The organism is Candidatus Galacturonatibacter soehngenii, assembly GCF_008830185.1.
GTDB lineage: Bacteria > Bacillota > Clostridia > Lachnospirales > Lachnospiraceae > Lachnotalea > Lachnotalea soehngenii.
In genome coordinates this window covers 99,005-124,705 of sequence record NZ_WAGX01000008.1, presented here as the reverse complement: position 1 = coordinate 124,705, position 25,701 = coordinate 99,005, and the positions used below count along the sequence as shown (strand labels likewise).

At 33.1% G+C, this 25,701-nt stretch carries 28 protein-coding genes; 2 read left to right on the top strand and 26 right to left on the bottom strand.

Annotation, left to right across the window (positions count from 1 at the left end):
- Positions 1-13 precede the first annotated feature (13 nt).
- The 10 genes from F7O84_RS17675 to F7O84_RS17630 all read right to left on the bottom strand — a co-directional run bounded on the left by F7O84_RS17675 (position 14) and on the right by F7O84_RS17630 (position 8,138).
- Positions 14-529 (bottom strand): flagellar protein FlgN, encoded by a 516-nt coding sequence (locus F7O84_RS17675; RefSeq protein WP_243140943.1) that lies wholly within the window; start codon positions 527-529, stop codon positions 14-16.
- Positions 530-584: 55 nt separating this feature from the next.
- Positions 585-863 (bottom strand): flagellar biosynthesis anti-sigma factor FlgM, encoded by a 279-nt coding sequence (locus tag F7O84_RS17670; protein WP_151148328.1) that lies wholly within the window; start codon positions 861-863, stop codon positions 585-587.
- Positions 864-1,105: 242 nt separating this feature from the next.
- Entirely contained in the window at positions 1,106-1,438 is a 333-nt protein-coding gene (locus tag F7O84_RS17665) for a nucleotide pyrophosphohydrolase (protein WP_151148326.1), read from the bottom strand.
- 1 nt (position 1,439) lies between these two features.
- Positions 1,440-3,026, bottom strand: a complete 1,587-nt coding sequence (locus F7O84_RS17660) for a DUF2075 domain-containing protein (protein ID WP_151148324.1) — start codon at positions 3,024-3,026, stop codon at positions 1,440-1,442.
- 673 nt (positions 3,027-3,699) lie between these two features.
- Positions 3,700-4,950 (bottom strand): tyrosine-type recombinase/integrase, encoded by a 1,251-nt coding sequence (locus F7O84_RS17655; protein ID WP_151148322.1) that lies wholly within the window; start codon positions 4,948-4,950, stop codon positions 3,700-3,702.
- Positions 4,951-5,048: 98 nt separating this feature from the next.
- Positions 5,049-5,246 carry an excisionase gene (locus F7O84_RS17650; protein ID WP_151148320.1) on the bottom strand — a complete coding sequence of 66 codons (198 nt, stop codon included), beginning with the start codon at positions 5,244-5,246 and terminating at the stop codon, positions 5,049-5,051.
- Positions 5,247-5,272: 26 nt separating this feature from the next.
- Positions 5,273-6,364 (bottom strand): hypothetical protein, encoded by a 1,092-nt coding sequence (locus F7O84_RS17645; protein ID WP_151148319.1) that lies wholly within the window; start codon positions 6,362-6,364, stop codon positions 5,273-5,275.
- Between the two features lie 175 nt (positions 6,365-6,539).
- Positions 6,540-7,244 (bottom strand): P-loop NTPase family protein, encoded by a 705-nt coding sequence (locus F7O84_RS17640; RefSeq protein ID WP_151148317.1) that lies wholly within the window; start codon positions 7,242-7,244, stop codon positions 6,540-6,542.
- On the bottom strand, positions 7,222-7,803 hold the full coding sequence (locus F7O84_RS17635; protein ID WP_151148315.1) for a hypothetical protein: 582 nt from the start codon (positions 7,801-7,803) through the stop codon (positions 7,222-7,224). Before F7O84_RS17635 ends, F7O84_RS17640 begins: the two co-directional genes overlap by 23 nt.
- A gap of 68 nt (positions 7,804-7,871) precedes the next feature.
- Positions 7,872-8,138, bottom strand: coding sequence for a hypothetical protein (locus tag F7O84_RS17630; RefSeq protein WP_151148313.1), 267 nt, complete (start codon positions 8,136-8,138; stop codon positions 7,872-7,874).
- 206 nt (positions 8,139-8,344) lie between these two features.
- On the opposite strand from F7O84_RS17630, the gene F7O84_RS17625 reads away from it, so the two are divergent.
- Positions 8,345-8,935 (top strand): hypothetical protein, encoded by a 591-nt coding sequence (locus F7O84_RS17625; RefSeq protein WP_151148311.1) that lies wholly within the window; start codon positions 8,345-8,347, stop codon positions 8,933-8,935.
- Positions 8,936-9,034: 99 nt separating this feature from the next.
- Here F7O84_RS17625 and F7O84_RS17620 read toward each other — a convergent pair whose 3' ends face one another.
- The 12 genes from F7O84_RS17620 to F7O84_RS17565 form a co-directional block, all read right to left on the bottom strand.
- Positions 9,035-10,804 carry an AIPR family protein gene (locus tag F7O84_RS17620; RefSeq protein WP_151148309.1) on the bottom strand — a complete coding sequence of 590 codons (1,770 nt, stop codon included), beginning with the start codon at positions 10,802-10,804 and terminating at the stop codon, positions 9,035-9,037.
- A gap of 183 nt (positions 10,805-10,987) precedes the next feature.
- On the bottom strand, positions 10,988-12,481 hold the full coding sequence (gene lysS, locus F7O84_RS17615) for a lysine--tRNA ligase (RefSeq protein WP_151148644.1): 1,494 nt from the start codon (positions 12,479-12,481) through the stop codon (positions 10,988-10,990).
- A gap of 11 nt (positions 12,482-12,492) precedes the next feature.
- Entirely contained in the window at positions 12,493-12,975 is a 483-nt protein-coding gene (gene greA / locus F7O84_RS17610) for a transcription elongation factor GreA (RefSeq protein WP_151148307.1), read from the bottom strand.
- A gap of 450 nt (positions 12,976-13,425) precedes the next feature.
- Entirely contained in the window at positions 13,426-14,400 is a 975-nt protein-coding gene (dusB, locus tag F7O84_RS17605) for a tRNA dihydrouridine synthase DusB (RefSeq protein ID WP_243140942.1), read from the bottom strand.
- A complete protein-coding gene (locus F7O84_RS17600; protein WP_151148303.1) occupies positions 14,390-15,172 on the bottom strand; it encodes a type III pantothenate kinase in 783 nt (260 codons plus the stop codon). Before F7O84_RS17600 ends, dusB begins: the two co-directional genes overlap by 11 nt.
- 56 nt (positions 15,173-15,228) lie before the next feature.
- Positions 15,229-15,570 (bottom strand): DUF6145 family protein, encoded by a 342-nt coding sequence (locus F7O84_RS17595; protein WP_151148301.1) that lies wholly within the window; start codon positions 15,568-15,570, stop codon positions 15,229-15,231.
- 17 nt (positions 15,571-15,587) lie between these two features.
- Positions 15,588-16,568: a biotin--[acetyl-CoA-carboxylase] ligase gene (locus F7O84_RS17590; protein ID WP_151148299.1), complete on the bottom strand. Its 981-nt coding sequence runs from the start codon at positions 16,566-16,568 to the stop codon at positions 15,588-15,590.
- A gap of 5 nt (positions 16,569-16,573) precedes the next feature.
- Positions 16,574-16,834 (bottom strand): hypothetical protein, encoded by a 261-nt coding sequence (locus F7O84_RS17585; RefSeq protein WP_151148297.1) that lies wholly within the window; start codon positions 16,832-16,834, stop codon positions 16,574-16,576.
- The gene (gene argF / locus F7O84_RS17580; RefSeq protein ID WP_151148295.1) at positions 16,831-17,820 is read right to left on the bottom strand and encodes an ornithine carbamoyltransferase; all 990 of its coding nucleotides are present in this window, start codon (positions 17,818-17,820) and stop codon (positions 16,831-16,833) included. The genes F7O84_RS17585 and argF overlap by 4 nt, the downstream gene beginning before the upstream one ends.
- Before the next feature lie 21 nt (positions 17,821-17,841).
- Positions 17,842-19,002 carry a patatin-like phospholipase family protein gene (locus F7O84_RS17575; protein WP_151148293.1) on the bottom strand — a complete coding sequence of 387 codons (1,161 nt, stop codon included), beginning with the start codon at positions 19,000-19,002 and terminating at the stop codon, positions 17,842-17,844.
- A 101-nt stretch (positions 19,003-19,103) separates the two neighbouring features.
- Positions 19,104-20,024 (bottom strand): SPFH domain-containing protein, encoded by a 921-nt coding sequence (locus tag F7O84_RS17570; protein ID WP_151148291.1) that lies wholly within the window; start codon positions 20,022-20,024, stop codon positions 19,104-19,106.
- Complete coding sequence (locus F7O84_RS17565) at positions 20,024-20,467, bottom strand: NfeD family protein (RefSeq protein WP_151148289.1); 444 nt, start codon at positions 20,465-20,467, stop codon at positions 20,024-20,026. The genes F7O84_RS17570 and F7O84_RS17565 overlap by 1 nt, the downstream gene beginning before the upstream one ends.
- A gap of 307 nt (positions 20,468-20,774) precedes the next feature.
- Here F7O84_RS17565 and trhA point away from each other — a divergent pair, with 307 nt between their 5' ends.
- Positions 20,775-21,443, top strand: a complete 669-nt coding sequence (gene trhA / locus F7O84_RS17560; RefSeq protein ID WP_151148287.1) for a PAQR family membrane homeostasis protein TrhA — start codon at positions 20,775-20,777, stop codon at positions 21,441-21,443.
- A 54-nt stretch (positions 21,444-21,497) separates the two neighbouring features.
- Here the strand turns inward: trhA and F7O84_RS17555 are convergent, their stop codons facing one another.
- The 4 genes from F7O84_RS17555 to F7O84_RS17540 form a co-directional block, all read right to left on the bottom strand.
- Positions 21,498-21,746, bottom strand: coding sequence for a GIY-YIG nuclease family protein (locus tag F7O84_RS17555; RefSeq protein WP_151148285.1), 249 nt, complete (start codon positions 21,744-21,746; stop codon positions 21,498-21,500).
- A 355-nt stretch (positions 21,747-22,101) separates the two neighbouring features.
- Positions 22,102-22,941 (bottom strand): M23 family metallopeptidase, encoded by an 840-nt coding sequence (locus tag F7O84_RS17550; RefSeq protein WP_151148283.1) that lies wholly within the window; start codon positions 22,939-22,941, stop codon positions 22,102-22,104.
- Positions 22,942-23,022: 81 nt separating this feature from the next.
- The gene (locus tag F7O84_RS17545) at positions 23,023-23,934 is read right to left on the bottom strand and encodes a SpoIID/LytB domain-containing protein (RefSeq protein WP_151148281.1); all 912 of its coding nucleotides are present in this window, start codon (positions 23,932-23,934) and stop codon (positions 23,023-23,025) included.
- 128 nt (positions 23,935-24,062) lie between these two features.
- A complete protein-coding gene (locus tag F7O84_RS17540; protein ID WP_151148279.1) occupies positions 24,063-25,613 on the bottom strand; it encodes a putative bifunctional diguanylate cyclase/phosphodiesterase in 1,551 nt (516 codons plus the stop codon).
- Positions 25,614-25,701 lie beyond the last annotated feature (88 nt).

The window sequence follows — 25,701 nt, the reverse complement described above, 5'->3', positions numbered from 1 at the left end:
TCGTTATACTTTCTTATTGCTTGGCATCAAAGCCACTCGTATTAATAAGTACGTCTCCTTTGTTATAGGCATCCTTGCCATAGTTTGCTGTCTCCGGCGCTTTTCTCATGCTGTGATAAAGATTAATCTCAAATCCAACCATCTCAAGTGAATGTTCAAGCAGCATTCGATTGTTCTCATTTAACGCTGCCATCGTTCTAAGTGTTGCACTTAATTTATCATGTGTCTCAGCTAATTTATTCTGTTCACTTGGCTGGTTTTCTAGCATTTGAATTACATTTTTTATATTTAAAGACTCCACATCCTTGTTTAACACAATTGCAATATCATTGACTGTCTCTTTTCTTTTTTGTTCCAAATTATTGATAACTTCTATAATTGGCTGTTCCTTATCAATGATTTCTTGTAGTTTTTCGATGTTTCCTTCGACAATGACTGGTGTTTTTTCTTTTGATAACTCAATCAACTTTTCATATTCCGTATTTTCATTGTCTAATACATCAATTAGTGTTTCCATTAAACTTGACACTTGATTTCCTCTTTTCTGCTTCTCAAATTATCGATGTATCTTACTGTTTAAATTGCTAGAACATTAATTTGTTATAACTATCAATTACTTTGCTTGCAAATTCATCTGCAGTCACATTGTAATTTTTTGAATCAATTTTGTTCTTAACTTTGCTTACTAATTCTTCACGTACATCTTCTATTTCTGATACTGCTTTCTTTGCTATCTGATAATCAAGAGCAGTCTGGGAAATTTCTAATTTATCATTTTTACTTGAAACTGTATTTTGCTTCACTCCACTTGTTTTATCGGAAGTATATAATTTATTTATTTTATGATAGGATTCTATTCTCATGTTAACACTCCTTTCTACTCTTCAACTAATTCTTAACTTATTTATCGGCTTTTCAAGCTAATACTTTAGTACTTTTTAAAAATCGATTGGAGCATTTTCTCAAATAAGATTTTGAAAACTTTAAAATTGGCAGGTATAAAGGCGTATGAAATGATTGTATCTCATACGCCTTAATGATCTTATTATTATTTTGTTTTCTAGATTACCGTTTGATAATTAAACTCCCACTTCAGGTATTCTTCCTAAAGCTTGTTGTATTTATCACTTTTTCCTTTTGCTTTTTCTACTGGATACTTCCCATTATTCTCTCTAATTTTCTCTTGAACAATTACGTCCAAGTCAAGCCCACATGCATCTGCCATAAGAACACAGTAGTTCACAACATCTGCTAGCTCCTCTTTGATTCTTTCCTGCTTTCCTTCGTTAGAAACGTCTTCTCCACTCCACTGGAATACCTCAAGAAGTTCTGAGGCTTCAAGAGAAATAGATATTGCCAAATCCTTTGGATTGTGAAATTGCTTCCAATCCCTATCATCTCTGAATTTTAAAATTTGCTTTATCGTCTCTTCTGTCATTTTACTTCTCCATTTCAATGTACTGACTTAAGTATTCTCTCAAATCAACATCACATACATACAGATATGTTCCTCTTATTCCTCGCGTCATCAAAACGTAATATACGTTTGTAATATACTCCAGTAACTCCTTATAAGTCGCTGTACGTTTCCCGTTTTTATCAAAGTAGCATTCTGGACGCACAAAAATCTGGCTAGTCTCCTTATCATACCCGATATCATTTCCAAGGATTACAAAGGCATAATTAAGATCATATCCCTGAATAGAATGAATACATCCAACTTCATCAAGTGCCTCTGGCGTATGAACCCAACCTTCGGTACAGTGGTTCCACATTCTCTTTATGCCTTGAATCTCAATGTCTTTCTTTGTCTGATCTTTTTTACTAATCCATTCCCATGCATAACCAGCAAGCATTCGAGACAAACCATATCCTGACTCTTTTTTATACATATCCTTCTCAAATTTCGAGAAATCAGAATACAACTTTAAATCGTATTTATCAGACTTATATTTATTAGTGCAAGATCCAGCAAGCATATCTTTTACAAAATCTATGTAATCATTTCCACCTCGCACACGCATCTGTGTACGCAGCGTAAAATACGCTATCATTCGATTCCTAAACGCATCTTCCATCTTTTTATCAAAGCGCTCATAATCTATTCCTGATGGTCCAACAACCTGCATACTATCATAGAATAAAACTGTACAATTCGACTGTTTAAGTACCCAATCGAGTTCATCCGCCTCTGTTGTAAGTCCAAGCTGTTCACATTTCTTTTTAAAAATCCCCATATAAGATATATTCTTGTATTGATGAAGCCTATGTGCCTCATCTACAAGTAAAATATCGTATTTCTTCTTTGTAACATCCGCAGGTGAAAGCACTTGCGTTGGAGACAATCCATATATGCTCTTAAAAATGTGCTTCATAGTCTTTCTAAGCGATGTCTGCGGTACTACAAAACCAATTTGTTTTTCTGTGAATTCTTCGCAATCTGCCAAATACTTCATCAAATAGACTGCTACAACCGTCTTACCACTACCAGGCATACCATTAACTACTACACGATTGACAGAACCGTCTTTTATCTTGATAAGAATATCCTCAACCGCTTTTCTTTGTCCATCATTCAACTCTTTGTATGGAGAGTATTTGAATAGATCAGAATTCTCTATTTCCTCAAGGGAACGTTTTACTAACTTCTCCCTCTGCAATTTTCTCCATAGTGCTTCAAATTTCTCATCGTACTCTTTTTTCTGATAATACTGTTTATCCGCGATACCAGCATTTTTATTAGTAACTTCAAACAAATCATCTGCCACAATATACTGAATCAACTTAGATTCATAGTCAAAAGTTACCGACTGGTTGAACATCTTGGAGTAGATGAAATGAACCTTATCAAAGATTCTTTTTTCTTCATTTGTAGCATGCTGTACCATTCTGGTTTTCACATGATTCGACTCACCAATATATGCTTTTTTTCCATTCTCAAGAATGTACAGCATCGGCCAGTTGTCCAAATATTCTTCATTACTATATTCACTTTTTTTAAAATCGCCCTTAATGATTTTAAACATAATTTAGTCTCTTTTCTTTGTTTTCTCTATTTTAAATCGCTACTCAACACTGAGTAAATTTCATTTTTTTTGTTTCTACAGCTAATACTGTAAAGTTCATATAATCATCCATATAAAAAGCAATACACTAATAATATTATATTCCCTAATAAGAATAGTTTCAACGAGTATTTATTCAGTAGTTTTAGAAATAGTAAATCCACCTCATTCATATCAACCTTTTCCATTATTTAGCCTACTTCAACATATCTCTTTACTCACAAACTTTATCTAACTCCAGTATGATTACTTCTCCCTATGGCATTTCTATTTGCTTCTGTGGATTGAAAAAAGACATCCGAACTAGTATTTCTACTAGACACGAATGTCTTAACGGTCTCGTCTTAAGTTGCTCCTTGATTCAAGATATAACTCATCTTCATTCATATTCTAAATTGCTAAAGCTTTTACACATCATGTAATTTCTGACATAAATATGACTACGTTTTTTTGTAAACAAATGCACATTTACTCTTTTACAGATTTCATCGTTGGGAAATCATACCGATTAATTTATATGTCTCTGTAACTCTTCGCATCCCTATTTTAGGATATTCTTTATTTGCCATTATTTTATAAATCTTCACAACTATTTATAAGTAGTCGTATATCTGTCGTAAGATGGTCGTAAGCTTTATTCTGTACCAATTTGAGCTTTCTTTTGCGTGTTGAAATATGCTTCAAAGTTAATTAATTCTGCTTTCTTTAAGTCCTTTGTTGCCTCTGCATATATGTCCATGGTCGTTTCTGCATCTGCATGACCTAAAATATCCTGCATAGCCTTAATATTAACCCCCGCTTCACACATTCTGGTCGTAAACGTATGTCTAAGTGAATGATTGCTAAATCTAGGAAGTGTTATTGCCTCTTTTTCACCTTTATCAAGCACCTCATAATTACAATCACGAATAATTCTTCTGAGTGCCTTATTAAGTGTTCCTTGATGCTGAACACCACCAAAACGATTGATAAAGATAAAATCTGTATATCCATCAACTACTGCATTACAATCTAGTCCACATTCTTTCTGGTATTCCTTTTCCATCAAAAACGCTTCTTTTACTTTTGGTAATATAGGAATTGATCTTTCTCCTGCTTTTGTCTTTGGTGTATTGATTGAAAAACCGCATCTTTCTTCTCCACCCTTATCATAATAAACAAGAGTATGATTAACGCTAATTGTTTCATCTTCCAAGTCTATATCACACCAACGTAAGCCAGTAATTTCTCCCACACGCATACCCGTCCACAAAAGAACTGTAAATATCGGATACCATCTATGATACTGTCCTTGATCACTTAGAAAATTTTCAAATAAATCCTGCTCTGGAACTGTTAAAGCTCTTCTTTTGTCTGAATCATTATTATGTGCTTTTTTCAATTCCTTTAGTGCATTATCTGATGGATTGTAACGAAGGTAATCATCTTCAACGCCTAACTCTAATACTTGATGAAGAACTGTATGTATGTTGTCTATAGTTGCTGTCTTCAAATGCTGTGAATCTGAAAGATGATTATAAAAAGCCCTAACATCTGACCTCTTTAAATCTGCAACTTTCATTTCTCCAAAATCCAGTTCAACAAATTGAGTATACATATATTTGTAATTCTGAAAAGTGTTATGTTTCAAGCCCCTTTTCAACTGCATCCAACGATAATATAAGTCATTGATTGTAATATCGTTCTTGTCTGCCCTAATACCGTCTAAAACATCCCTTAATACATCAATTTGCATTTCTCGTAATTCATCAAGTGTCTTAGCATAAACAGAATGTCGTTTTCCTTTTTTATCTCTCCACTTGTATTCAAAGCTTCCGTTTGCTCTCTGGTATTCTCCTTCCTTCAAAACTCTATTTTTATTATCTTTTCGTCTCTCTACTGCCATGATAATTCCCCTTTCATAACGATAAAGAGAACACGCTTAAGCACATTATAACTCAAGCGTGTTCTCATTGTCCACATCAACATAACATCACTAAGTAATTATATTGAGTACGTCTTTTCTAAATATTCATCAAACATCTTACGTTTTATCAATCTCTTGCTACCACACCAGATCACGAAACGACAATTTTTATCGTTAGTCAATTCTCTTAATTTGTTAATACCTATACCAAAATATGCGGATGCTTCTTCTAACGTAAGGTTTGATTTTTCCCATATAGGAACTTCTTTTGCCATAAAGACACTCCTTCACTAACGTGATACTAATCATTAAAAGAAATACCATCCAAATTATCAACTTCTACAAATCCATCTATATTTTCTAACGCTCGTTGCTTCAAATTATTATAATCTATATATTCACTTGCAGGTATTGAAAAAGATTTATATTCTCCATCTTTTTTATAATGATATACAATTACATCTAATCTTCTTAAAAGCTGATCTATTTTATCCCGATCTCTTTTCTCATTTTCAACCATAGAAGAATATACCTCATCTGGTGGAAATATTGATGTAATAATGCAAGTTGTCCACAAATTATATGTATTAGTATATCTACAATGTGTTTGTGTCCTGCTGTACTTGTCCAGAATAGTTAATAACTGTCCATACCTCATATTGCCTTTAAATTCATCGAGAAATATAATTGGTGGTGCACCTTGCTCAATATAGAAATCAAAACCACCGTTTTCAAAATCTGTAGTCATATAAACTTTTTCTGGTGAATACTTCTCACATAATTGATAATAATAATATGTCTTTCCACTGCCCGAATTTCCAACATGCCATTCATTATTTACTTCTTTTATTAAAGGAGTTTCCTTTATACGTCTACCAATATATGCGGATTTTATCATTTTCTCATATTTTCGATACCGAAATGAAGTATCAAAAATATCTTCTGGCGTCAATCCATCATTTAATAATTCCTCAATTTCATCAAGATCATTTCTTTTCCCTTGATTATCTTGTATTACATCTATCCCCTTTACACATAATACTTGTTCTCCCTTTTCCTCATATTTACCTTCTTTTAGCAGATATGATTTCAAAGAATCTTTCCCCCCCAATTGCGGTTCTATATGAGTCTTAAATAAAACATCTGACACTTTTTTCAATGTCGTTGTATTACCATAGCAAGCTATATGGGCATGATAGCAACCATCCAAAGAAACACATACCACAACACCTGCTTTTCTTCCTTTTCCACTAGTTTCCCATAATTCTATAAATTTATCTGCAAGATATTCTGGATTCTCATACTCCTCTTTTTTTAGTCCTGCATTTTCCATATTTGTAACATGAATAGTTCCAAACCAACATCGCCCTCTTGTATTCAGGGAAAATGCCATTTTAATCACACCCCTTTCTACAGTTACAAATCCAATGTGACTTTATATTCCAGTATTTTCACCAATTACTGAACCAAATTACAATCACATAAGTGAGTGGGTAATACTAGCCACTCACTTATGTCAAAGAGCAGGCTTATGGCTTCGCCACCGCCCACCCTTTGACAAAACACTATCAATATATCAATCCCTTTGCAATCAACAATTGTTTTAATTTTTCTGGTTCATTCAAAAATGGAATTTGAATAATATCCATTTCTTTCTCGGGCATAGAAATATAACCACAACATTTTGGAAGATGAATACTTTTATCGATCTCGCAGTTAGGAAATAACATAGTTGCACTTTCTGTTGAAATAGTTGAACCCATGTACATCTTTATCCCAAATTGTTCTCGAATTGCGGTATCTAAAACTTTACTATTAAACTGTTGTGATATAAAAAACAATTTATAACCAAAACTTCTTCCCATAAATGAAATGTGACTTATTTTTGCCATCAATTCCTTAAATTCTTTATTGTCTTTACTTAATGCGTAGCTACTAAATTCATCAAAAATAAGATACTGTTCTGATTTAGTTCTTTGCTCTATCGTTTCTAAAAAAGAATTATAAAAAGTTTCTAACAATTCATCACAATCCTTGTATTCCGCATAGTTGGAAATAATACTATCCCAATCTCCACCTGCTTTAAAATCACAAATACTGATAGACTTATGTTCAGACAAAAGTTGATTTACGATCATTTGTGCAAGTACAGTTTTCCCACCACCAGTAATACCAGATAATAGTATATGTGGCACTTTATTGGTGTCCCAGAAAAATGGTGTTTTAACACCATTTTTCCAAGATTCCATGCTATATCCCAGTTTTATTAACATGTTTTAACTCTGCTTCTAATTCTTCATCACGCAAAATCCCACCAGACTTATCAATTTTATGCCGTACTGTTTGACGATACACATTTGCAAACGGATGCAAGTCACATTCCCATTCTGCATAGTATATGTACACATTCGCATAATCACTTCCCACTGAATATGTTGCAAACACTCTCCAATTAAGACCATAGTATCCAATATACTCCTTAAATTTAATTAGCAACAATCTAATAAGTTCCTGCAATTCTGCTTCTTCTAAAACATGATCTGGCACAAAACGAATTCCTACAGCAGGTACATTTCTGAATAAATTGTTTCCCAATTGTATTTCAAAGCCTGCCTTAGCATAAGGTTTTGTTACCATTTTTATATCATTAGCTAACGTAATATCGAATGTATGTCTTATCTGTGGTTCTCTAAAAACCGCACTGACAAACTTCTTAACATCTTGCTTTAACGCTAAAGTAACACCTTCCACATCATAATCCATATGTATTATCTTCTCAATTGCCAAACCCAATCCAATCATACAGATTAAGACTAAAATTATTTCTATCATTGTATATTCCTCATTTCTTTTCAGGCGCCTACAAACATATTAATATGTTTGCAGGCTATGTTTATTAGCTACTTCAATATGTCAATTCTTTTAATTGGTTGAAACGTTCCTTTTGCTGTCGTAATAGCTTTGTCATAAAGAATATCTAATTCCATACCAATTTTTAATTCTGAACAATCAATGTCGCCAATATATATCGAATCAACTTTAACACCAATGCATCCTCTTCCTGTCTCTTTGTTAGTATAATATGCATTGTACTCCTCTGTGACTTGTAATGTAGTATTTCTACCACCATTAGCATTTGTAGTATAATTGAGTCCAACTAATTTCATAACAATACTTTCCTTCCTTTGGTGGCGTCCCACCTTACTCGCTTGCTGTACTTATATTTAATCATATTTTTCATCAATCGTAGAGCATTATTGTTTTTAATGCATGTCAGGTTCTTTTTTTTAGATGCTAATATAACTTTTTTATACGTCCTTTACTTTTTAGTCTGTTACTTGTATAATCAAACTAAAACGTAAAGGAGTTTTTTATGTATAAATTAAATTTTAAGATCTCATTAAACACATCTACCAATCTCAATCGTTACGCATCATCTTTAAATCTTCCTATTCAAACAATAATCCGGTTTTTATTAACTGAACAATTACATTCATTTGAATTTGATAAACCACGCTTCAAAGACAATTACGAAAATTGCAAATTTAAAGACACATTTGGCACTTCCGATTATTATGGTAAAGTAAAAAAACCAAAACAATATTCTATGAAAGTTTCTGAATACATATATAACGGTGTCTGTGACATTAAAAAAATTTATGAAACAAAAACCAATATTGTTGTAAACAACCTTATCCATATTGGCATAGCTGAAAAGCTGGCTTCATTTGATATAGAATATGCTACACAATATAATGATATATTACCTAACACGAAACAATATGCCATACCACTTTCTGAACAATTCACAAACTGTTTACAATCTATTTCAAATTTAACTGGCATCAAAACGAATCAACTTATATCATTAATTATTGGTAACTACCTAATTGAACATTTTTCAGAATACGATGATAATATCTATGTAAGTAGCACCGGAAAAATAACTACTGGTATTTGGTAAAAAAAAAGGGCTGTCGCTTTAATCTATCTAAGCGACTCCCTTTAATTTTTATTTAATCATAAAATCCTTTTTGGTGTTTTCAACACCTAAACTATATTGCTATCTTTTTAAGAAATCATAGCTATTTTTTATTTCCTTACCCATTGCCATACTCATATACATCATAAAGTTTGGCAAGATGGTTTCATAGTACTTCGAATCTGTTTTGAAGTAATTGCTCACACTTGTAGTCAATCCATTTTTATAAGCAGCCGTATACCCATCTGAAATAATCAAAAGAGCACCTTTTATGACATTTTCAATCTTTTCATTAAGATCGTCTTTCTTATAATTGGAGATAAACCCACCATAAGTAAATCCAACATTTTTTACAACTTGTGGCTCTTTTTTTATTTCTTGCTCTGTTATATCTCCATTCTCAATTCTGTATAATGTACCAAAAATAGCAAACATAATTTGCTTTCCATTTTTTAGTACTTCCATTTGCATTTCTGTCAGCTCATCCGATTTTTTTAATTTTTCCTCTATTTGAGAATATCTCTCATATAAGTCAATCAGATCAATAATAAATTGTTTCTTCTCTTGATCTTTTGCATAATTCACTTTATAAATTTTCCCATATACATTTGGTTTCTCAAAAATTGTTTTTTTACCAGATCTTGATGTTCCTGGTTGCTGAAATACCATTGATAGAATAAGCTGTCCTAATTCATCATTTTTCATAGAAAAACGATATTTTTTATTAGATCTTATTCCTCGCTTTATTTCCAAAAATATTCCATAATCCCCCAACCACCTTGCAAAACGTACCATCTCTGGTGCATTTGACTTAAGATCTCTTGCAAATATTGGTTTTTGAGAATTAGAAGCTTCTGCAATTTGAGTGAAAAATACTAACATATCATCATCTTGCTTCTTTTGTGCGATAATCTTGCAAGGAATATAAAACTCATCATTATCTTTGCTCTTATATGTACTAATCAATGTTGTTGTCTGACCACCATTAACAATTGAAAAGCTATCTAATTTTATTGTATTTCCATCTGGATCAAAATCCTCACAAGCAATAATAATTCCATTATTCAAAAACCAAAAATTAGCCCTGTCTTTATCTAATGTATTTTTTATTCCCGAATCAACAAGAGTATTTTTAATGTATTTTCTAATATTCAAATCAAATAAACCCTTGCTTGCATATTTATTATATAACGCTACAATTGATGAGGAAAGAACATTAACCATAATACCTTTCGAGTCATTTGATTCATACTCGAGACAATTATTTGCTTTATCTATTATAACTTTATCATGTAACACTATTTGCAAAGTTTCTTGTACATCCATAATTTTATTTTCGATATCTTCTTGCGATAATAATACTATAGCATCAACAGAAAAAGCATGAGTTGTATTCCCAATTTTTTTGATTGCACTATTCACATCAATATCAGCAGTTGTAAATAAGTTATATTCCACATTTCCTGCGCTATCTTCTGGTAACCTATCCAAGCTATTCTGCAATGCTATTTTTAATTTATCGTTATACATACTAGTATTGCCAATTTCAAAATTTTTAATAGTACTAGCCATTTTATCTAATTCCGAAATAATAGTGTTATTATCAAGCTTACTAGTACATTTAGCTTGACATAAAACCACCTTATTCTCATCTTCATCATAATATAAAAAATCTATTCCACCATCATTTGGACCGTCAGTCACACAGTCTAATTGATCATCAAGCTCCATCCCAAAATAATAATTCAAAATAACATGACTAAAAGCTCTATCATCAGTCAAATTCATCTGCTTAGATTGCAAATAATAATCTTTTACTTTTTTAATTTCACTTTTAATTATCTCTTGCATAATAACCACCTCATTTTTTCTTTATTGTACCATTTTTTGACAATTTATTAAACAAAAAAAAACAGTTAAAACCTAATAGATTTTAACTGCTTTTTATGTTGAACGTGTTCTCTTTATTTATTTGGTCGTAAATTAGTCGTAAATTATGATAACATTTCTCTGATACTCTTGTTTTTCCTAGCTTTAGATATCTTTTGACTTCATCGTTGGGAACAACAAAACATCACGAATCGCAGGAGAATTTGTCATAATCATAACCATTCGGTCAATCCCAAATCCAATTCCACCCGTAGGAGGCATTCCCACACATAATGCATTCAAGAAATCTTCATCAATGCTATTTGCCTCATCATCGCCTTGTGCCTTTAATTCTTCCTGAGCCTCAAATCGCTCTCTTTGATCAATCGGATCATTTAACTCTGAATAGGCATTTGCCATTTCCCAGCCATTAATAAAGAACTCAAAACGTTCTGTATACTCTGGATTTTCTGGTTTTTTCTTTGTTAGCGGAGAAATTTCTATTGGGTGATCCATAATAAAAGTAGGTTGAATCAAGTGCTCTTCTACATATTTTTCAAAGAACAGATTCAATATATCTCCTCTTTTATGTCTATTTTCAAACTCGATATTATGTTTTTTTGCTAACTCTTTCGCTTCTTCTGTTGTTTTAACTTGAGTAAAATCTACATTTGCATATTTCTTAACGGCATCTACCATAGTTAGGCGTTCAAATGGCTTTGATAAATCAATTTGGTGTTCTCCATACGTAAGCACCAAAGAACCAGTAACCGTTTGAGCAACATGACGATAAAGCTTTTCTGTCAAATCCATCATGCCATGATAATCCGTATATGCCTGATATAATTCCATCAGTGTAAATTCAGGGTTGTGTCTGGTATCAAGTCCTTCATTACGAAATACTCTACCAATTTCATAGACTCTTTCCAAACCACCTACAATCAATCTCTTTAAATAAAGCTCTAACGATATTCTTAAATGTAAATCTTCATCTAATGCATTAAAATGTGTATCAAACGGTCTTGCCGCTGCTCCGCCGGCATTTTGAACTAACATCGGAGTCTCTACTTCAATAAAGTTTTCTCCGTCTAAGTAACTTCTAATTGCATGAATGACCTTAGAACGTTTCACAAAGCTTTCCTTTACTTCACGATTCATAATAAGATCAACATATCTTTGTCTATAGCGTATATCCGTATCCTTCAAACCATGGAATTTCTCTGGGAGAATTTGTAAGCTTTTCGTTAATAATGTCACTTCAGATGCATGAATCGAAACTTCTCCAGTTTTTGTTTTAAAAACTTCACCTTTGATTCCGATAATATCTCCAATATCATATTTTTTAAATTCTTTATACGCTTCTTCACCGATACTATCTCTAGATACATAGGATTGTATATTTCCAGGTAAATCTTGAATATTACAAAAAGAAGCTTTACCCATAACTCGTTTGGACATGATACGTCCTGCTACAGATACTTCTTTGCCTTCCATTGCTTCAAAATTATTAATAATATCACTACTATGAGCAGTTACATCATACTTTGTAATCTCAAAAGGATTTTTGCCACTGTCTTGTAGCTCCTTTAATTTTTCGTGACGAACCTTTATTAACTGGTTAACATCTTGTTCCTGTACATTCTTTTGTTCTGACAAAATTCTCACTCCTCTTAGTTCGATCTTTGAATATCTAACACTTTGTATTCACAGTTTCCAGCTTGTGTCTCTACCATTACAGTATCACCTTTTCTTGCACCAAGTAACGCTCTACCCACTGGGGATTCATTTGAAATCTTACCTTGTAAACTATTTGCTTCTGTGGAACCAACAATTTTGAATTCCATTTCTTCATTATATTCAAAATCTAATACTCTTACTTTACAACCCACGCTAATTTTATCCAAATCAACTTCTTCTTCAACAACTACTTCAGCATTTTTCAGGATTTTCTCAATTTCTTCAATTCTAGCTTCAATATCTCTTTGCTCATCCTTAGCCGCGTCATATTCAGCATTTTCTGAAAGGTCTCCTTGCTCTCTAGCTTCTTTGATCTTTTGAGCAACTTCTTTTCTTTTGTTAACCTTCAAATCCTGAATTTCATCCTCTAGTTTCCTTAATCCTTCATAAGTTAATAAATTTTTCTTTTCTTCCATCTTACACTGCACCCTTCCTGTACTAAATATCTATAAATTTGGATTCTCCCATCCATTATTTCTTCTATACGTATACTTCAAGTTCCAAACGCTCGCAATTACAGAATTATAACTTAAAGGTTTCTTAATGTCAAGATTTCCTAGTGGTTTTTATCCAAAATCCATGATTGCGAAATGCATTTTAATTCATGCTGGTTACTTTTGTGACTTGCCATCTTATTGTGCCATACATTCTTATTGTATATGTGGCTTTGTGGGCTATGTTTGCCATATTGGCTTTATGAGCCATGCCAGCCATAATGCCTGATACATTATGGCTGACGGGCGTTCGCCCTATAGAAATGATAATTCAAAATCTCCTTAGAGTGCGAGCACTCACAGTTATTTTGAATTATCATTTCTGCATGGCTAACTGTAACCTCAAACTAGTATACTTGATTCATATTTATTTTATACCAAATACTCATCCAAAAGTGAAACAAGAGAATCTAGATTTTCAATTTCATTGACTTTGCTTCTTAACCTTGCACTGTGAGGACATCCAGCTGTATACCATGCTGTATGTTTTCTCATTTCTCGGATTCCAATATATTCTCCTTTGTATTTTACCTGTAACTTTGCATGCTCTATAATCATTTCTTTTATCTGTTGTATCGTAGGTTGTTCTACTAGCACTCCTCGTTGCAGATACTCATTTATCTGCGAGAACAGCCATGGATTTCCTCTTACACCTCTTCCAATCATTATCCCATCACAGCCAGTTTCCTGCTTTAGTTTTAGAGCGCTTTGAGGATCAACCACATCTCCGTTTCCAATGACAGGAATCGATACCTTTTCTTTCACCTGTCGTATAATATCCCAATCTGCTTTGCCAGAATAATATTGCTCTCGGGTTCTTCCATGAACTACAATAGCGGCTGCACCGCTGTCTTCAATTATTTTAGCTATCTCAACTGCATTGATGTTATTCTCATCAAAGCCTTTTCTTATTTTTACTGTTACAGGCTTTTTAATTGCTTTTACAGTCTGTGTTACTATCTCTTTGACAAGCTTTGGATCCTTCATAAGTGCAGAGCCTTCTTGATTATTTACTACCTTGGGGACTGGACATCCCATGTTGATATCCAATATGCTAAAAGGCCTTTCTTCTATTCTTTTTGCTATCTCACTCATGATATAAGGATCCGAACCAAATAATTGCAAAGAAACGGGGCACTCTTCTTCATGAATCTCCATCAAAGCTTCTGTATTTTTATTGTTGTAATAAATGGCCTTTGCACTAACCATTTCCATACACAAAAGTCCAGCTCCTTGTTGCTTACACAATAATCGAAATGGCAGGTCCGTAACTCCTGCCATAGGTGCTAATATTAAATTGTTTTTTAGTTCTACATTTCCAATCTTTAGCATATTTTTACTTCCCATTTACCTTTTTACATCGGTTATAAATACACTGCAATCCTTTTAGTGTTAGATTAGGATCGTAAACATCTATCATATCTGTTTCTTCTGCAATTATTTTCCCTAAACCACCAGTCGCAATTACCTTTATATCCTCAATTTTACTTTCTTCTTTCATTTTACGAATAATATATTCGGTTTGACCAATGTATCCATATACAATTCCTGCCTGCATACTAGAAACCGTTTCTCTAGCCAATATACTTGCTGGTTTTTTGATTTCAATCTTTGGTAGCTTTGCTGCTTCTTGCCAAAGTGCCTTTACAGAAGTACTAATACCTGGTGAAGTCACTCCTGCTCCAAAGCTTCCATCCTTTGTAATCAAGTCATACGTAGTAGCTGTACCAAAATCAACAATAATAACTGGTCCACCGTATAATTCATAAGCGGCAACTGCATCAACGATTCGATCTGCACCGACTTCCTTTGGGTTATCCATGGTAAGTCGTATCCCCGTTTTTATTCCAGGCCCCACAATAATTGGTGTTATATCAAAATATTTAATAATTGAGCTTGTAAGAGAATACATCATATCTGGTACAACACTCGCTATAATAACATCATCGATATCTTTTATGGAAAAATTTCTATGCTCTAAAAGAGTACAAATATCAATTCCGAATTCATCCGATGTTCTTGGCATTTTTGTTGTCAGTCGAAACTTTCCAATCAACTCTTCTTTGGAAAAAATTCCAAGTGTTACATTTGTATTTCCAACGTCTATTACTAGCAGCATCTTGCTATTCCTCCAAGTCTATAACAATTAACCTATTCAAGCTAACTGTAGTAAAATTATCTTAGTTCGCTTATCTCTTCATTTAAGAAGAATACTTTATAAAAAAGTTCTAAGGACTCCATTAATTCCGTTTTTGTTCTTTGGATTTCCTTAATTTTAAGTCCACTTCCTATTTCATCATAAAGAATATCATCTTCTTCGTATGAAACCTCTAAATTCAGATTACCTTCCTCGTCATATACAAGAGTCAGGATACCACCCACATCTTCTGTAAATAAAACACACATAATTTTAAGTTCGTCTTTTATTCCCTGTGGTAGTGTTTCAAAGTCTTCATTAATATAGAATTTTTTCTCGTAAGAATTTGATACACATAAAATAACTTTTTCCTGATACATCTTAATTAATCCCTTCTTTATATATATCCATAGATGCCTCGAACCGAGACCTCACCTGCATAGACTGCTTCTATCTTGCCATCCTCTTTTTTCACAAGCAATTTTCCAATCTCATCAATACCCAGAGCAATTCCTTGATATTGATTTGACGGTTCTATAATTGTAACTTCTTTGTCTTTGTTAATTAAGAATTCATTATACTCATCTATTTGCGCTTTCATACTTTCATTGTGCATAAATATTTCATATTCATGTTCAAAATGAACCATAATACGATTGATTAACATGGCACGCTTTACTTCTTTACCATTTTCAATTTTAAGAGAAGTCGCTTTGTCTTTTAACTCTTCTGGAAAAGAATCAACATTTGCATTAATTCCGATTCCTATCACAATATGATTGATATAATCCATTTCTGCACTCATTTCCGTAAGAATGCCACAAATCTTTTTTTTATTTAGCACAATATCGTTTGGCCATTTGATATAGCAGGTTGACTTTGTAACCTCATTACATGCCTTTACCACTGCCAACGCCATAACAAGTGTTAACATAGATGCCTTAGAAGGATTCATATCTAGTTTTAGAATCAACGTCATAAATATCCCTGTCTCTGAAGGTGATTCCCATTGTCTTCCCCTTCTTCCTTTTCCAGCAGTTTGCATATTCGAAACCACCAGTGTACCAGAAGTCGCTCCTGTTTCCGCAAGCTGTTTTGCCTTTGTGTTAGTGGAATCAATTTCTTCATAGAAATATAATTCTTCACCAATCCATTTTGTGTTCAAAACCGATTTCATTTCACTATAGGAAATGATATCAGGGCTTGTCTTTAAATAATAACCTTTATTGGGAACCGCTTCTATCACATAGCCTTCCTTCTTTAATTGATTGATTGCTTTCCACACCGCTGTTCTTGATACACCAAAATGCGTACAGATATCTTGACCAGAGATATAAGTATCTGCTTCTTTTAATAATGTTAGTATCTGCGTTTTCATAACAATCAACCTCCAAAACCAAAGAAAATCAATAAAGACATTATAAACAGAAGTACGGAAACAGGCAACAAGTATTTTCGTTTATTTTTTTGCATTAATCCCTTACTTCCAACAAACATATTAATAGCTGCCCCTACCATTAAGATATAAGCAATCAATTCTTCATTCTGTCTAATATCGGTCAAAAAAATGCACGACAATACAAGTAAAATAATACATAATATTACAACAATGATATCAATCACAAAATATTTTTCTTTCATCATTCTCCCAAAGTCGCTAACATGACTGCTTTAATCGTATGCATACGATTTTCAGCCTCATCAAATACTACGGATGCCGCAGATTCAAACACTTCATCCGTAACCTCCATCTCACTAATACCAAACTTTTCTTTCATCTCTTTGCCTATCTGGGTTTTTAAGTCATGAAAAGCTGGCAAGCAATGCATAAAAATAGCACCTTCTTTTGCATGATTCATTACGTTCTTATTCACTTGGTAAGGTGTTAAATCCTTGATTCTACTTTCCCAAACTTTTGCTTCTTCACCCATAGACACCCACACATCTGTATAAATAACATCCGCGTCTTTCGCACCCTGTGCTACATCTTCTGTTAATGTAATGGTTGCTCCTGATTCTTTTGCAAATTCTAAGCACTCTGTAACCAATGCTTCATTTGGAAAATATGCTTTTGGTGCACAAGCAACAAAATGCATTCCCATTTTTGCACATGCAATCATAAGAGAATTTCCCATATTAAAACGAGCATCTCCCATATAAACCAGTTTCAACCCTTTTAGATTGCCTAAATGCTCTTTTATCGTAAGTAAATCTGCAAGCATTTGTGTCGGATGATCTTCATTTGTAAGACCATTCCACACAGGTACACCAGCATGTTTGGCAAGCTCTTCTACTATTTCTTGTCCATAGCCTCTATATTCAATTCCTTCATACATTCTTCCAAGGACTCTAGCTGTATCTGCAATGCTTTCTTTCTTTCCAATCTGGGAACCACTCGGATCCAAATAAGTGCTGCCAAGCCCAAGATCATGTGCTGCCACTTCAAATGCACAGCGCGTTCTTGTACTTGTCTTTTCAAATATTAAAGCAATATTTTTTCCTGGAAATTGTTTTGGTAAAATACCTTGCTTTTTTTTCATTTTTAAATCTGCGGAAAGCTCAAGTAAATATTCAATTTCCTCCAAAGTATAATCTTTTAATGTTAGAAAATGTCTTCCTTTTAAATTCATGGTTCCTCCTCCTTGCCTTACCTAAATATCTAAAATAGCATTGATAAATACAGGTAATAACAAATCCCTTTTTAATTTTGCTTTCTTTTGCACTTCTGCTATAAACTCTTCTATCGTATATATCTTATATTTTTGAACCCTGAGTAGTTTGGCTGCTGCCTCTAATATACTAATATAGAGTTCTTTATAAGACCAGTCTTTTCCTAATTTAAGTTCCGAGGCAATCAGTCCTAACGCTAACTCGATATAATTTCTTGTTAACGTCTCTTTCCCTACATCGATTTTAAAATGTCCACATAAAGTGGTTTTGTTATCCTCTGAAATATGAATTAGTTGATTTAAATAATAACACTCTTCCAGATTTTCTTCAATATAATATATTTTTCCCTTTAGCCCATATATCAAACGCATCGTATCATAGTAGCCAATTTTCATATTCCTCTTACTTTTTTTACAGTCAAAGTCCAATATATTTCCTAAGTCAACTCTTGGTTCAACCGATAATACTGTGACATCTTCTGGAAGTTTTACCTTTTTTTCTCTTCCGATACCAAAGATTCGAATCATTATGATATCGCGATATCCTCTTTTAACCAAAGATTCCAACGGCACATTATTAAACATTCCATCATCCATATATGTCTTTCCATGCAGTTTCTCATTTTTAAAGACTGGCAAATACGCACTTGCTAATAATAAATCTGCCATTAAACCATCTTCTACTTCTTTCATATCCAAATCCAGCTCTTTTAAATCTGAAATAGAAAATGTGAGCAGATAAAAATTTATATTGCCATTTCTAATCTTTGTTTCATCAATGTTATCCGATATTAATTGTTTTAATGGAGAGATATCCGCACCTCCCTCAACAAAAAGCTTCAAGGACCGCTTTAGCGCTTCTGTTAATTCAAGTTTTCCTTGAAACACCTGTGACATGACTTTGTCGTCCACCTTCATCACTTTGGAATAAGAAATAGTTTCCCACAACTTTTCTGTTTTTTCTAAATCCCCCATACAAATCATTGCTGCATTGAGTGCTCCTACCGAAGTACCAGCCACTGCACTGATTTTTATTCCAGCTTCAACAAGTGCTCTCCAAGCCCCCACTTGATACGCTCCTTTAGCTCCTCCACCCTCTAACACAATACCATATTCCTTCGTAACATCAATCACTGGTTTCATGATACCTTCTCCTTTAAATGACGTCTAATCAAAACAGGAAATGAAAGCGGCAGAGATTTTAAAAATCCTCCACCGCTGTTTTCAATCTTTACGACACACTTTTAACTTTCTTTTGCAACTTCTGTAATTGCCTTTACCATACCAGCCATTCCTTGAATATCGGATGGAATAATGATTTTAGTTGCTTTACCATCTGCCGCTCTTTCAAAAGCTTCCAGACTCTTTAACTGAAGCACACTAGCATCTGCACCAGCTTCTTTTAAGTAGCGAATACCATCTGCCTTTGCTTGCTGAATCTTTAAAATGGCCAAGGCTTCACCCTCTGCTTCTCGAATTGTAGCTTCTTTTTTTGCCTCTGCTCTAAGAATAGCAGCCTGTTTTTCAGCCTCCGCATCTAAAATAGCGGATTCTTTTTGCCCTTCTGCTACAAGAATGGTTGATTTCTTCTCACCTTCTGCTCTTAGAATTGATTCTCTTCGTTCACGTTCTGCCTTCATCTGTTTTTCCATGGCATCTTGAATAGCCGCTGGTGGTATGATGTTTTTTAACTCTACACGATTTACCTTAATTCCCCATGGATCTGTTGCTACATCTAAGGATACTCTCATCTTTGTATTAATTAATTCTCTTGAAGTAAGCGTCTCATCAAGCTCTAGATCACCAATAATATTTCTTAATGTAGTGGCAGTCAGATTCTCAATCGCCATAAGCGGATTCTCAACACCATAAGCATAAAGCTTTGGATCTGTAATCTGATAGAAAACGACTGTATCAATTCTCATTGTTACGTTATCCTTAGTAATAACTGGCTGTGGTGCAAAATCAACCACTTGTTCTTTTAAAACAACACGTCTTGCAATGCGATCAATAAATGGCACCTTAAAATGTATTCCTACTCCCCAAGTATCCTGATACCCTCCTAATCGCTCCAATATCATCGCTTGTGCCTGTGGAACGATTTTGATACAAGAAGCTAATATAATTAACAAAACAATAATTAAAACTAAAACTACATATGGCATTATTCATTTTCCTCCCTTTTCTCTTCAACAATGAGCTTTACTCCACTGATTTCCTTGATAATAACCAAAGCATCTTTGGCAATTGTCACTTCATCGTAAACTGATCTTGCACTCCACTCTAATCCATTTACAATAACGCTTCCTTCACCTTTGATATTACTGATATCTTTTGTAACAATTGCTATTTTACCAATTAAACTTTCTGCATTGGTTTTTGTTCTGTTTTGATTTAGATACCTCATAGCAATTGGTCTGGTAAGAAATAATAATAAAAAGGATACAAGAAAAAATAAAATAATTTGAATTCCAAGTGAAGCGTTAAAAACAGATGCAACAAAAGCAGCCAAGGCTCCTCCGGCAAACCAAATTGTTGTTAATCCTAATGTTATGATTTCTATAATTAATAGAATCACAAATAGAATCAACCAATACATATCATACATGTCAAGTCCCCCTTCTGCGATTGCATTGTATATCTATACATGATAAAAAATCATTATATCTAATATGTTACTATAAATAATACTTTATTACAAGGTTCATTATTACTAGATAAAATAAAAAAAATATAAATTCCATCTTGATTTTTTACATAATATGTTGTAGTATTTGCATATACTATATGTAGTTTTAAATACTACATCACATATATTTTGTTTTTATCCCAAAGTAACTATAACTACATTCGTGTTAGAGAAGCCATTCTACCGACTCTTAACAATTATTGTAACCAGAAAGGAGCTTACTATTATGAAATTCTTCAAACCAAAAGACCCAGGAAGTGCTATTACACATTTTATCGGCATGCTTATGGCAGTCTTTGCTTCCACACCCTTACTAATCAAAGCTGCCAATAAACCTGATAAAATTCATCTTATTTCACTGGCAATATTTATGACGAGTATGATTTTATTATATGCAGCCAGCACAATCTATCATTCTTTGAACCTGTCAGAGCGAACCAATCGTGTGTTACGAAAACTAGATCACATGATGATTTTTATATTAATTGCTGGCTCTTACACTCCAATATGTTTGATTGTACTAGGCGATGGAATCGGAACTTTACTTTTTGCTCTTATATGGGGAATTGCTATAATTGGTATCCTTATTAAAGGCTTTTGGATTACCTGCCCAAAGTGGTTCTCTTCTTTATTATATATTGCAATGGGTTGGTTATGCGTAATCGCATTTGGCCCACTTGTTAATGCTCTTTCTCCTGCTGCATTTGGATGGCTTTTAGCTGGTGGAATCATTTACACAGTCGGTGGAATCATATATGCATTAAAATTACCTATTTTTAATTCAAAGCATAAAAACTTTGGTTCCCATGAAATCTTTCACTTATTTGTAATGGGAGGAAGCATTTGCCACTTTATTCTTATGTATTATTTCGTTGTTTCTATGCCAGTTCAATAATTTAGATATTCCTTATCAAGTAATATAAGCCATGAATTCTGACTTGGTTCAGATTCATGACTTATGTCCTTTCATTAATCTTTCTTTTTGTTTTCTGTTTAATTTTTTTATCTCATACTCTCTTTTCATGGCTTCTTCTTTTGTTTTAAATTCTTCATAATACATTAATGTAACAGGCACTCTTGATTTCGTGTATTTTGCTCCCTTTTTCTTATTATGAGCTTCTATTCTTTTATCCAAATCATTCGTCCATCCAGTATAGAAAGTTTCATCTTTGCATTTTACTATATAAGTATAATTCATCTCGCTTAACCTAATAATTTATTTGTTTTCTTTACTACTCTAAAATATTTTCATTTAATCGGTCTTGTTTCATTTATTATAATAGCAAACTATAGAATAATGCAAGAATAAATAGATGTGGAATCCCTCCCACAAAATATTCCCAAAAATATAAAGGACATCTCAAAAGAAATGTCCTTTATTCTATCTAAAGCAATCGATTAAAAAGTATTGTTTCCATGTATTCCACCCTGTGTTACCAACGAGAATCTATAGTAAAATAAATCGATTGCATATTTTTAGATATGTAGTTTCTCGTTGGAGGGTTTACTACACTATATCCTTATTATATTCATTGGCAATCATTAAGTTCCTATTATTCCAAAAAGTTTAACGGATTCACTGGTGAATCATCTTTTGTAACCTTAAAGTAAAGATTGCTTCCTTCTATACTATAATACTTACTAGGTTCACTAACATAGCCTATGATACTTCCTTTTGAAACAGTATCGCCTTGTTTTACTGTAATTTCTTTTAACTGGCCATAAATGGCTTTATATCCATTGCCAAGATCTACTTTCATAGATATTCCAGTTTCTTCATCTGTAAAAATTTCTTCTACAATTCCATCCGCGGCTGAAGCTACTTTTGAATTAACCTCTCCTTGTATAATCAATGCAGAATTGTATTTATATTGATTTAAGGTGGCAAAATATACGGTACTGTCCATACTGTAATTAATTAGAACATTTCCTGCCAATGGCCAAGACATTTTACTTTCTGCTTGAAAGTTTAAAGCTTTTGTAGATGTACTTTTTGTTGTTGTTTGTGCTACCTCATCGTCATTGGTTTCTTCTGCCTTCTCTTGTGTAGCTGCATCATTTGTTGCTGCTTGATCTGTTTGATGTGTCTCTTGCTCTTCTTTTACCTCATTTGTTGCATCCATAACATTATCCATTCCAAAATACTTCGATGAATAATTATCTGCTTGAATGTTGTCTGCTGCTGATGTGTTCACTTTACTTTCTTCTTGAGTTTGAACTACATTATCTGGTAACTCATTTAAGTCGACCAAATTGGACTTATTATTATCCTTCGTTGTATTCGATGATAATATATTTACTCCAACTACAGCAGCTGCTACTGCCATAAATGCTACTGCGCCAACAATTGTTACTTTGCTTTTTAATTTGTCGCTAAATTTCCTTCTCATCATAATAATCACCTCAACTCTATAAGTTAAAGAAATAAGTAAAACTTATCCTCTTTACAAATAGGTTTGCCCGATTATCAGATTTTATTCATTTACGATATCGATATTTTGATAATAATAATTTAAAATTTCTTTATATTTCTTCCCTTCTTTTGCCATGATATTCGCTCCATATTGACTTAGTCCCAAACCATGTCCTTTTCCTTTTACCGTAATTTTAGCTCCATCAGAATCTAATTTCATTTCAAAACAAGAAGAGTTTAAAGACAAGATTTTTCGAAATTGTTCTCCACTTATGACCTCATCATTTATCTTTATCTTTTCAACATACCCTAGCTCATCGCTTGATAAAACCTGGGGTAGAGTCGTAATGTTTTTTTGGAATAAATCACTCATTTTTTGAAATGAAAATGTGGAACTCGTAATATATTCTTCCGATTCCACATCCTTTGTACTTGGTATGCTTTGAAGATATGGATACTTATCACTATTTAATGCACGTTTGGCATCTCTTGTCGTACCAATACTCACTGCATGAAAGGCTGCTTCAATCAGCTCACCATCGTATTTCATCACTTCTCCTTTGGTATCTGCAACAATTGCCTGTAGCATATTATAATTGTCATAAAATTTATCATAACCCCAGTATTCTTCCATTTGAAGAATGTTCATATATCCAAGGTTTAGCTCACTTGTATTAATAGATTTTCTTCCTCCAATCTTTTTGACAATGCTTGTTCTAGCAATTACACTTTGTGCTTTAATCGCCTCTTTTTCATAAGTCACTGGGATTGAAGATGCAAGAACACCAATTATGTATTGTTCCATGTCAAGTTCTAGTTCGACATTATTATCATATACCATTACCTTTTTTGAATCTAGAATCGGCTCTTCTTTTGCAAAGTTGATGCCTCCTTCGAATATAGTTGTTATGACATATGGCAGTAATACAATTGTAGCAAGTATTAAAATAATATTCTTGTAAAAATGTTTCATGTATCCCTTAACTATGATTCGTCTTTAATATTAATATATGCAAAAAAGCAGAGTATATTTCTTACACTCTGCTTCGGGGTGCCGACAAAGTCAATACCCAATATAGTTTATGGTTAACATCATGTGTTTCAAGCACAGCACTTTGCTTTTATCAACTCGGATGCTGCCTTTTCATTCATTGGTTTTCCTGTATAATACCCTTGTATATTATCACACTTCATATAGCGCAAGAAATCATACTGTTCTTTTGTTTCTACTCCTTCTGCAATTGTCTCCATATTTAGCTTATGAACCAATTCAATGAGTGCATCCGTTATCTCTGCCTGTCTGTTATTTTCCGTAATATCATTGATAAATGATTTATCAATTTTAAGTGTATCAATTGGTAAATCTTTTAAGTAAGTCAGAGAGGAATAACCCGTTCCAAAATCATCCAATGACAGACTCAATCCAATTGCCTTTAATTGATTTAATGTCTCAATGATACTTATCGTATCGTTAATAAATACACTTTCTGTAATTTCTAACTCTAATTCCTTTGGATTTACTTTATATTCCTTGATAATATTATGGACTAATTCAACAAATCCCGGCTTGGTAAGCTGAACTGCCGATACATTAATTGATACAATGCCAACTTGTCCATACTGCTTCTTCCATTTCACCCAAGTCTTACAAACTTCTCGTAGAACCCATTCACCAATTTCAACAATATCTCCACTTTCTTCTGCAATGGGAATAAATACTGCAGGGCTTATCCATCCTAGCTCGCTGTCGTACCAACGAATCAAAGCCTCAAAACCTCTGAATTCATTGCGATAAAAATCATATTGAGGCTGGTAATACATTTCAAATCCATTCTTCTTTATACATTCCAACATTTTTTGTTCTAACATCATACGATTTTGCATATCGTTGCTCATGTTAGGCTCAAACATCATTAGTTTATTTTTTCCTAATGTCTTTGCATGAAACATAGCAATATCTGCATATTGCAATAATTTTTTCCATTCCTTGGTTTGGTCTGGATATACAGAATATCCCATGCTTGCTGTTAAGTGTATTTTCTTATTATTCACTTCAAATTCTTGTTCAAAAAGTTGTTTGATTCTGTTTACATTTTCTGTAACAGTTGACATTTCTTTATTTCCAGATATGACAAGGACAAACTCATCCCCGCCAAATCTCATGGTCTCAAAATTCTCTTGACTGTTGCTAAATAGTCTCTTGGCTACTTTTTTAATGATTGCATCCCCTGTAGCATGTCCGAGCGTATCATTTATTTTCTTAAAATTATCAATTCCAATAAAAAGTACCGTTACTTTGTCATTTATCAATTGTGCTTCTGATAATTTAATGGGAATCATTTTTTCAAAATAGGCACGATTGGGCAATCCAGTCAGTGTATCATGATAAGATAAATATTCTAGTTTATCACTGTTTTCATTAAGAGATAAATATTTAAAAGCGAGATTCTTCTTTTTATTTAAAACTAAAATAAAAGCAATACCTAAAGAACTAAATATACAAAGTAAAAGCGCGCATACTAAAATATCTGTTGTCAATACCTCATATTTTAAAAATATAATGAGACTGTATTGAGCCAACAGAAATATAATTTGCAGTATTATGATTTTTATTATAAGCTTAAAATAATCAAGTTTTTTAATATTCTTCATATTACCCTTCAATTCCTAAACGATTGTTTGTCCCAACTTTATATTACCATTATTTTAGTCAACTGTAAACCAAAAAATGGCACCTAAA

Bases quoted from the DNA above. Each gene is read 5' to 3' on its own strand.
- F7O84_RS17635 (WP_151148315.1), bottom strand. From the start codon at position 7,803: ATGATAGAAATAATTTTAGTCTTAATCTGTATGATTGGATTGGGTTTG.
- trhA (WP_151148287.1), top strand. From the start codon at position 20,775: ATGAAATTCTTCAAACCAAAAGACCCAGGAAGTGCTATTACACATTTT.
- F7O84_RS17595 (WP_151148301.1), bottom strand. From the start codon at position 15,570: ATGTATCAGGAAAAAGTTATTTTATGTGTATCAAATTCTTACGAGAAA.
- F7O84_RS17625 (WP_151148311.1), top strand. From the start codon at position 8,345: ATGTATAAATTAAATTTTAAGATCTCATTAAACACATCTACCAATCTC.
- greA (WP_151148307.1), bottom strand. From the start codon at position 12,975: ATGGAAGAAAAGAAAAATTTATTAACTTATGAAGGATTAAGGAAACTA.
- argF (WP_151148295.1), bottom strand. From the start codon at position 17,820: ATGAATTTAAAAGGAAGACATTTTCTAACATTAAAAGATTATACTTTG.
- F7O84_RS17590 (WP_151148299.1), bottom strand. From the start codon at position 16,568: ATGAAAACGCAGATACTAACATTATTAAAAGAAGCAGATACTTATATC.
- F7O84_RS17630 (WP_151148313.1), bottom strand. From the start codon at position 8,138: ATGAAATTAGTTGGACTCAATTATACTACAAATGCTAATGGTGGTAGA.
- F7O84_RS17645 (WP_151148319.1), bottom strand. From the start codon at position 6,364: ATGGCATTTTCCCTGAATACAAGAGGGCGATGTTGGTTTGGAACTATT.
- F7O84_RS17665 (WP_151148326.1), bottom strand. From the start codon at position 1,438: ATGACAGAAGAGACGATAAAGCAAATTTTAAAATTCAGAGATGATAGG.
- F7O84_RS17545 (WP_151148281.1), bottom strand. From the start codon at position 23,934: ATGAAACATTTTTACAAGAATATTATTTTAATACTTGCTACAATTGTA.
- F7O84_RS17640 (WP_151148317.1), bottom strand. From the start codon at position 7,244: ATGTTAATAAAACTGGGATATAGCATGGAATCTTGGAAAAATGGTGTT.
- F7O84_RS17620 (WP_151148309.1), bottom strand. From the start codon at position 10,804: ATGCAAGAGATAATTAAAAGTGAAATTAAAAAAGTAAAAGATTATTAT.
- F7O84_RS17540 (WP_151148279.1), bottom strand. From the start codon at position 25,613: ATGAAGAATATTAAAAAACTTGATTATTTTAAGCTTATAATAAAAATC.
- F7O84_RS17650 (WP_151148320.1), bottom strand. From the start codon at position 5,246: ATGGCAAAAGAAGTTCCTATATGGGAAAAATCAAACCTTACGTTAGAA.
- F7O84_RS17670 (WP_151148328.1), bottom strand. From the start codon at position 863: ATGAGAATAGAATCCTATCATAAAATAAATAAATTATATACTTCCGAT.
- F7O84_RS17585 (WP_151148297.1), bottom strand. From the start codon at position 16,834: ATGATGAAAGAAAAATATTTTGTGATTGATATCATTGTTGTAATATTA.
- F7O84_RS17555 (WP_151148285.1), bottom strand. From the start codon at position 21,746: ATGAATTATACTTATATAGTAAAATGCAAAGATGAAACTTTCTATACT.
- F7O84_RS17570 (WP_151148291.1), bottom strand. From the start codon at position 20,024: ATGCCATATGTAGTTTTAGTTTTAATTATTGTTTTGTTAATTATATTA.
- F7O84_RS17600 (WP_151148303.1), bottom strand. From the start codon at position 15,172: ATGCTGCTAGTAATAGACGTTGGAAATACAAATGTAACACTTGGAATT.
- F7O84_RS17565 (WP_151148289.1), bottom strand. From the start codon at position 20,467: ATGTATGATATGTATTGGTTGATTCTATTTGTGATTCTATTAATTATA.
- F7O84_RS17550 (WP_151148283.1), bottom strand. From the start codon at position 22,941: ATGATGAGAAGGAAATTTAGCGACAAATTAAAAAGCAAAGTAACAATT.
- F7O84_RS17575 (WP_151148293.1), bottom strand. From the start codon at position 19,002: ATGAAACCAGTGATTGATGTTACGAAGGAATATGGTATTGTGTTAGAG.
- dusB (WP_243140942.1), bottom strand. From the start codon at position 14,400: ATGGGAAGTAAAAATATGCTAAAGATTGGAAATGTAGAACTAAAAAAC.
- F7O84_RS17655 (WP_151148322.1), bottom strand. From the start codon at position 4,950: ATGGCAGTAGAGAGACGAAAAGATAATAAAAATAGAGTTTTGAAGGAA.
- F7O84_RS17660 (WP_151148324.1), bottom strand. From the start codon at position 3,026: ATGTTTAAAATCATTAAGGGCGATTTTAAAAAAAGTGAATATAGTAAT.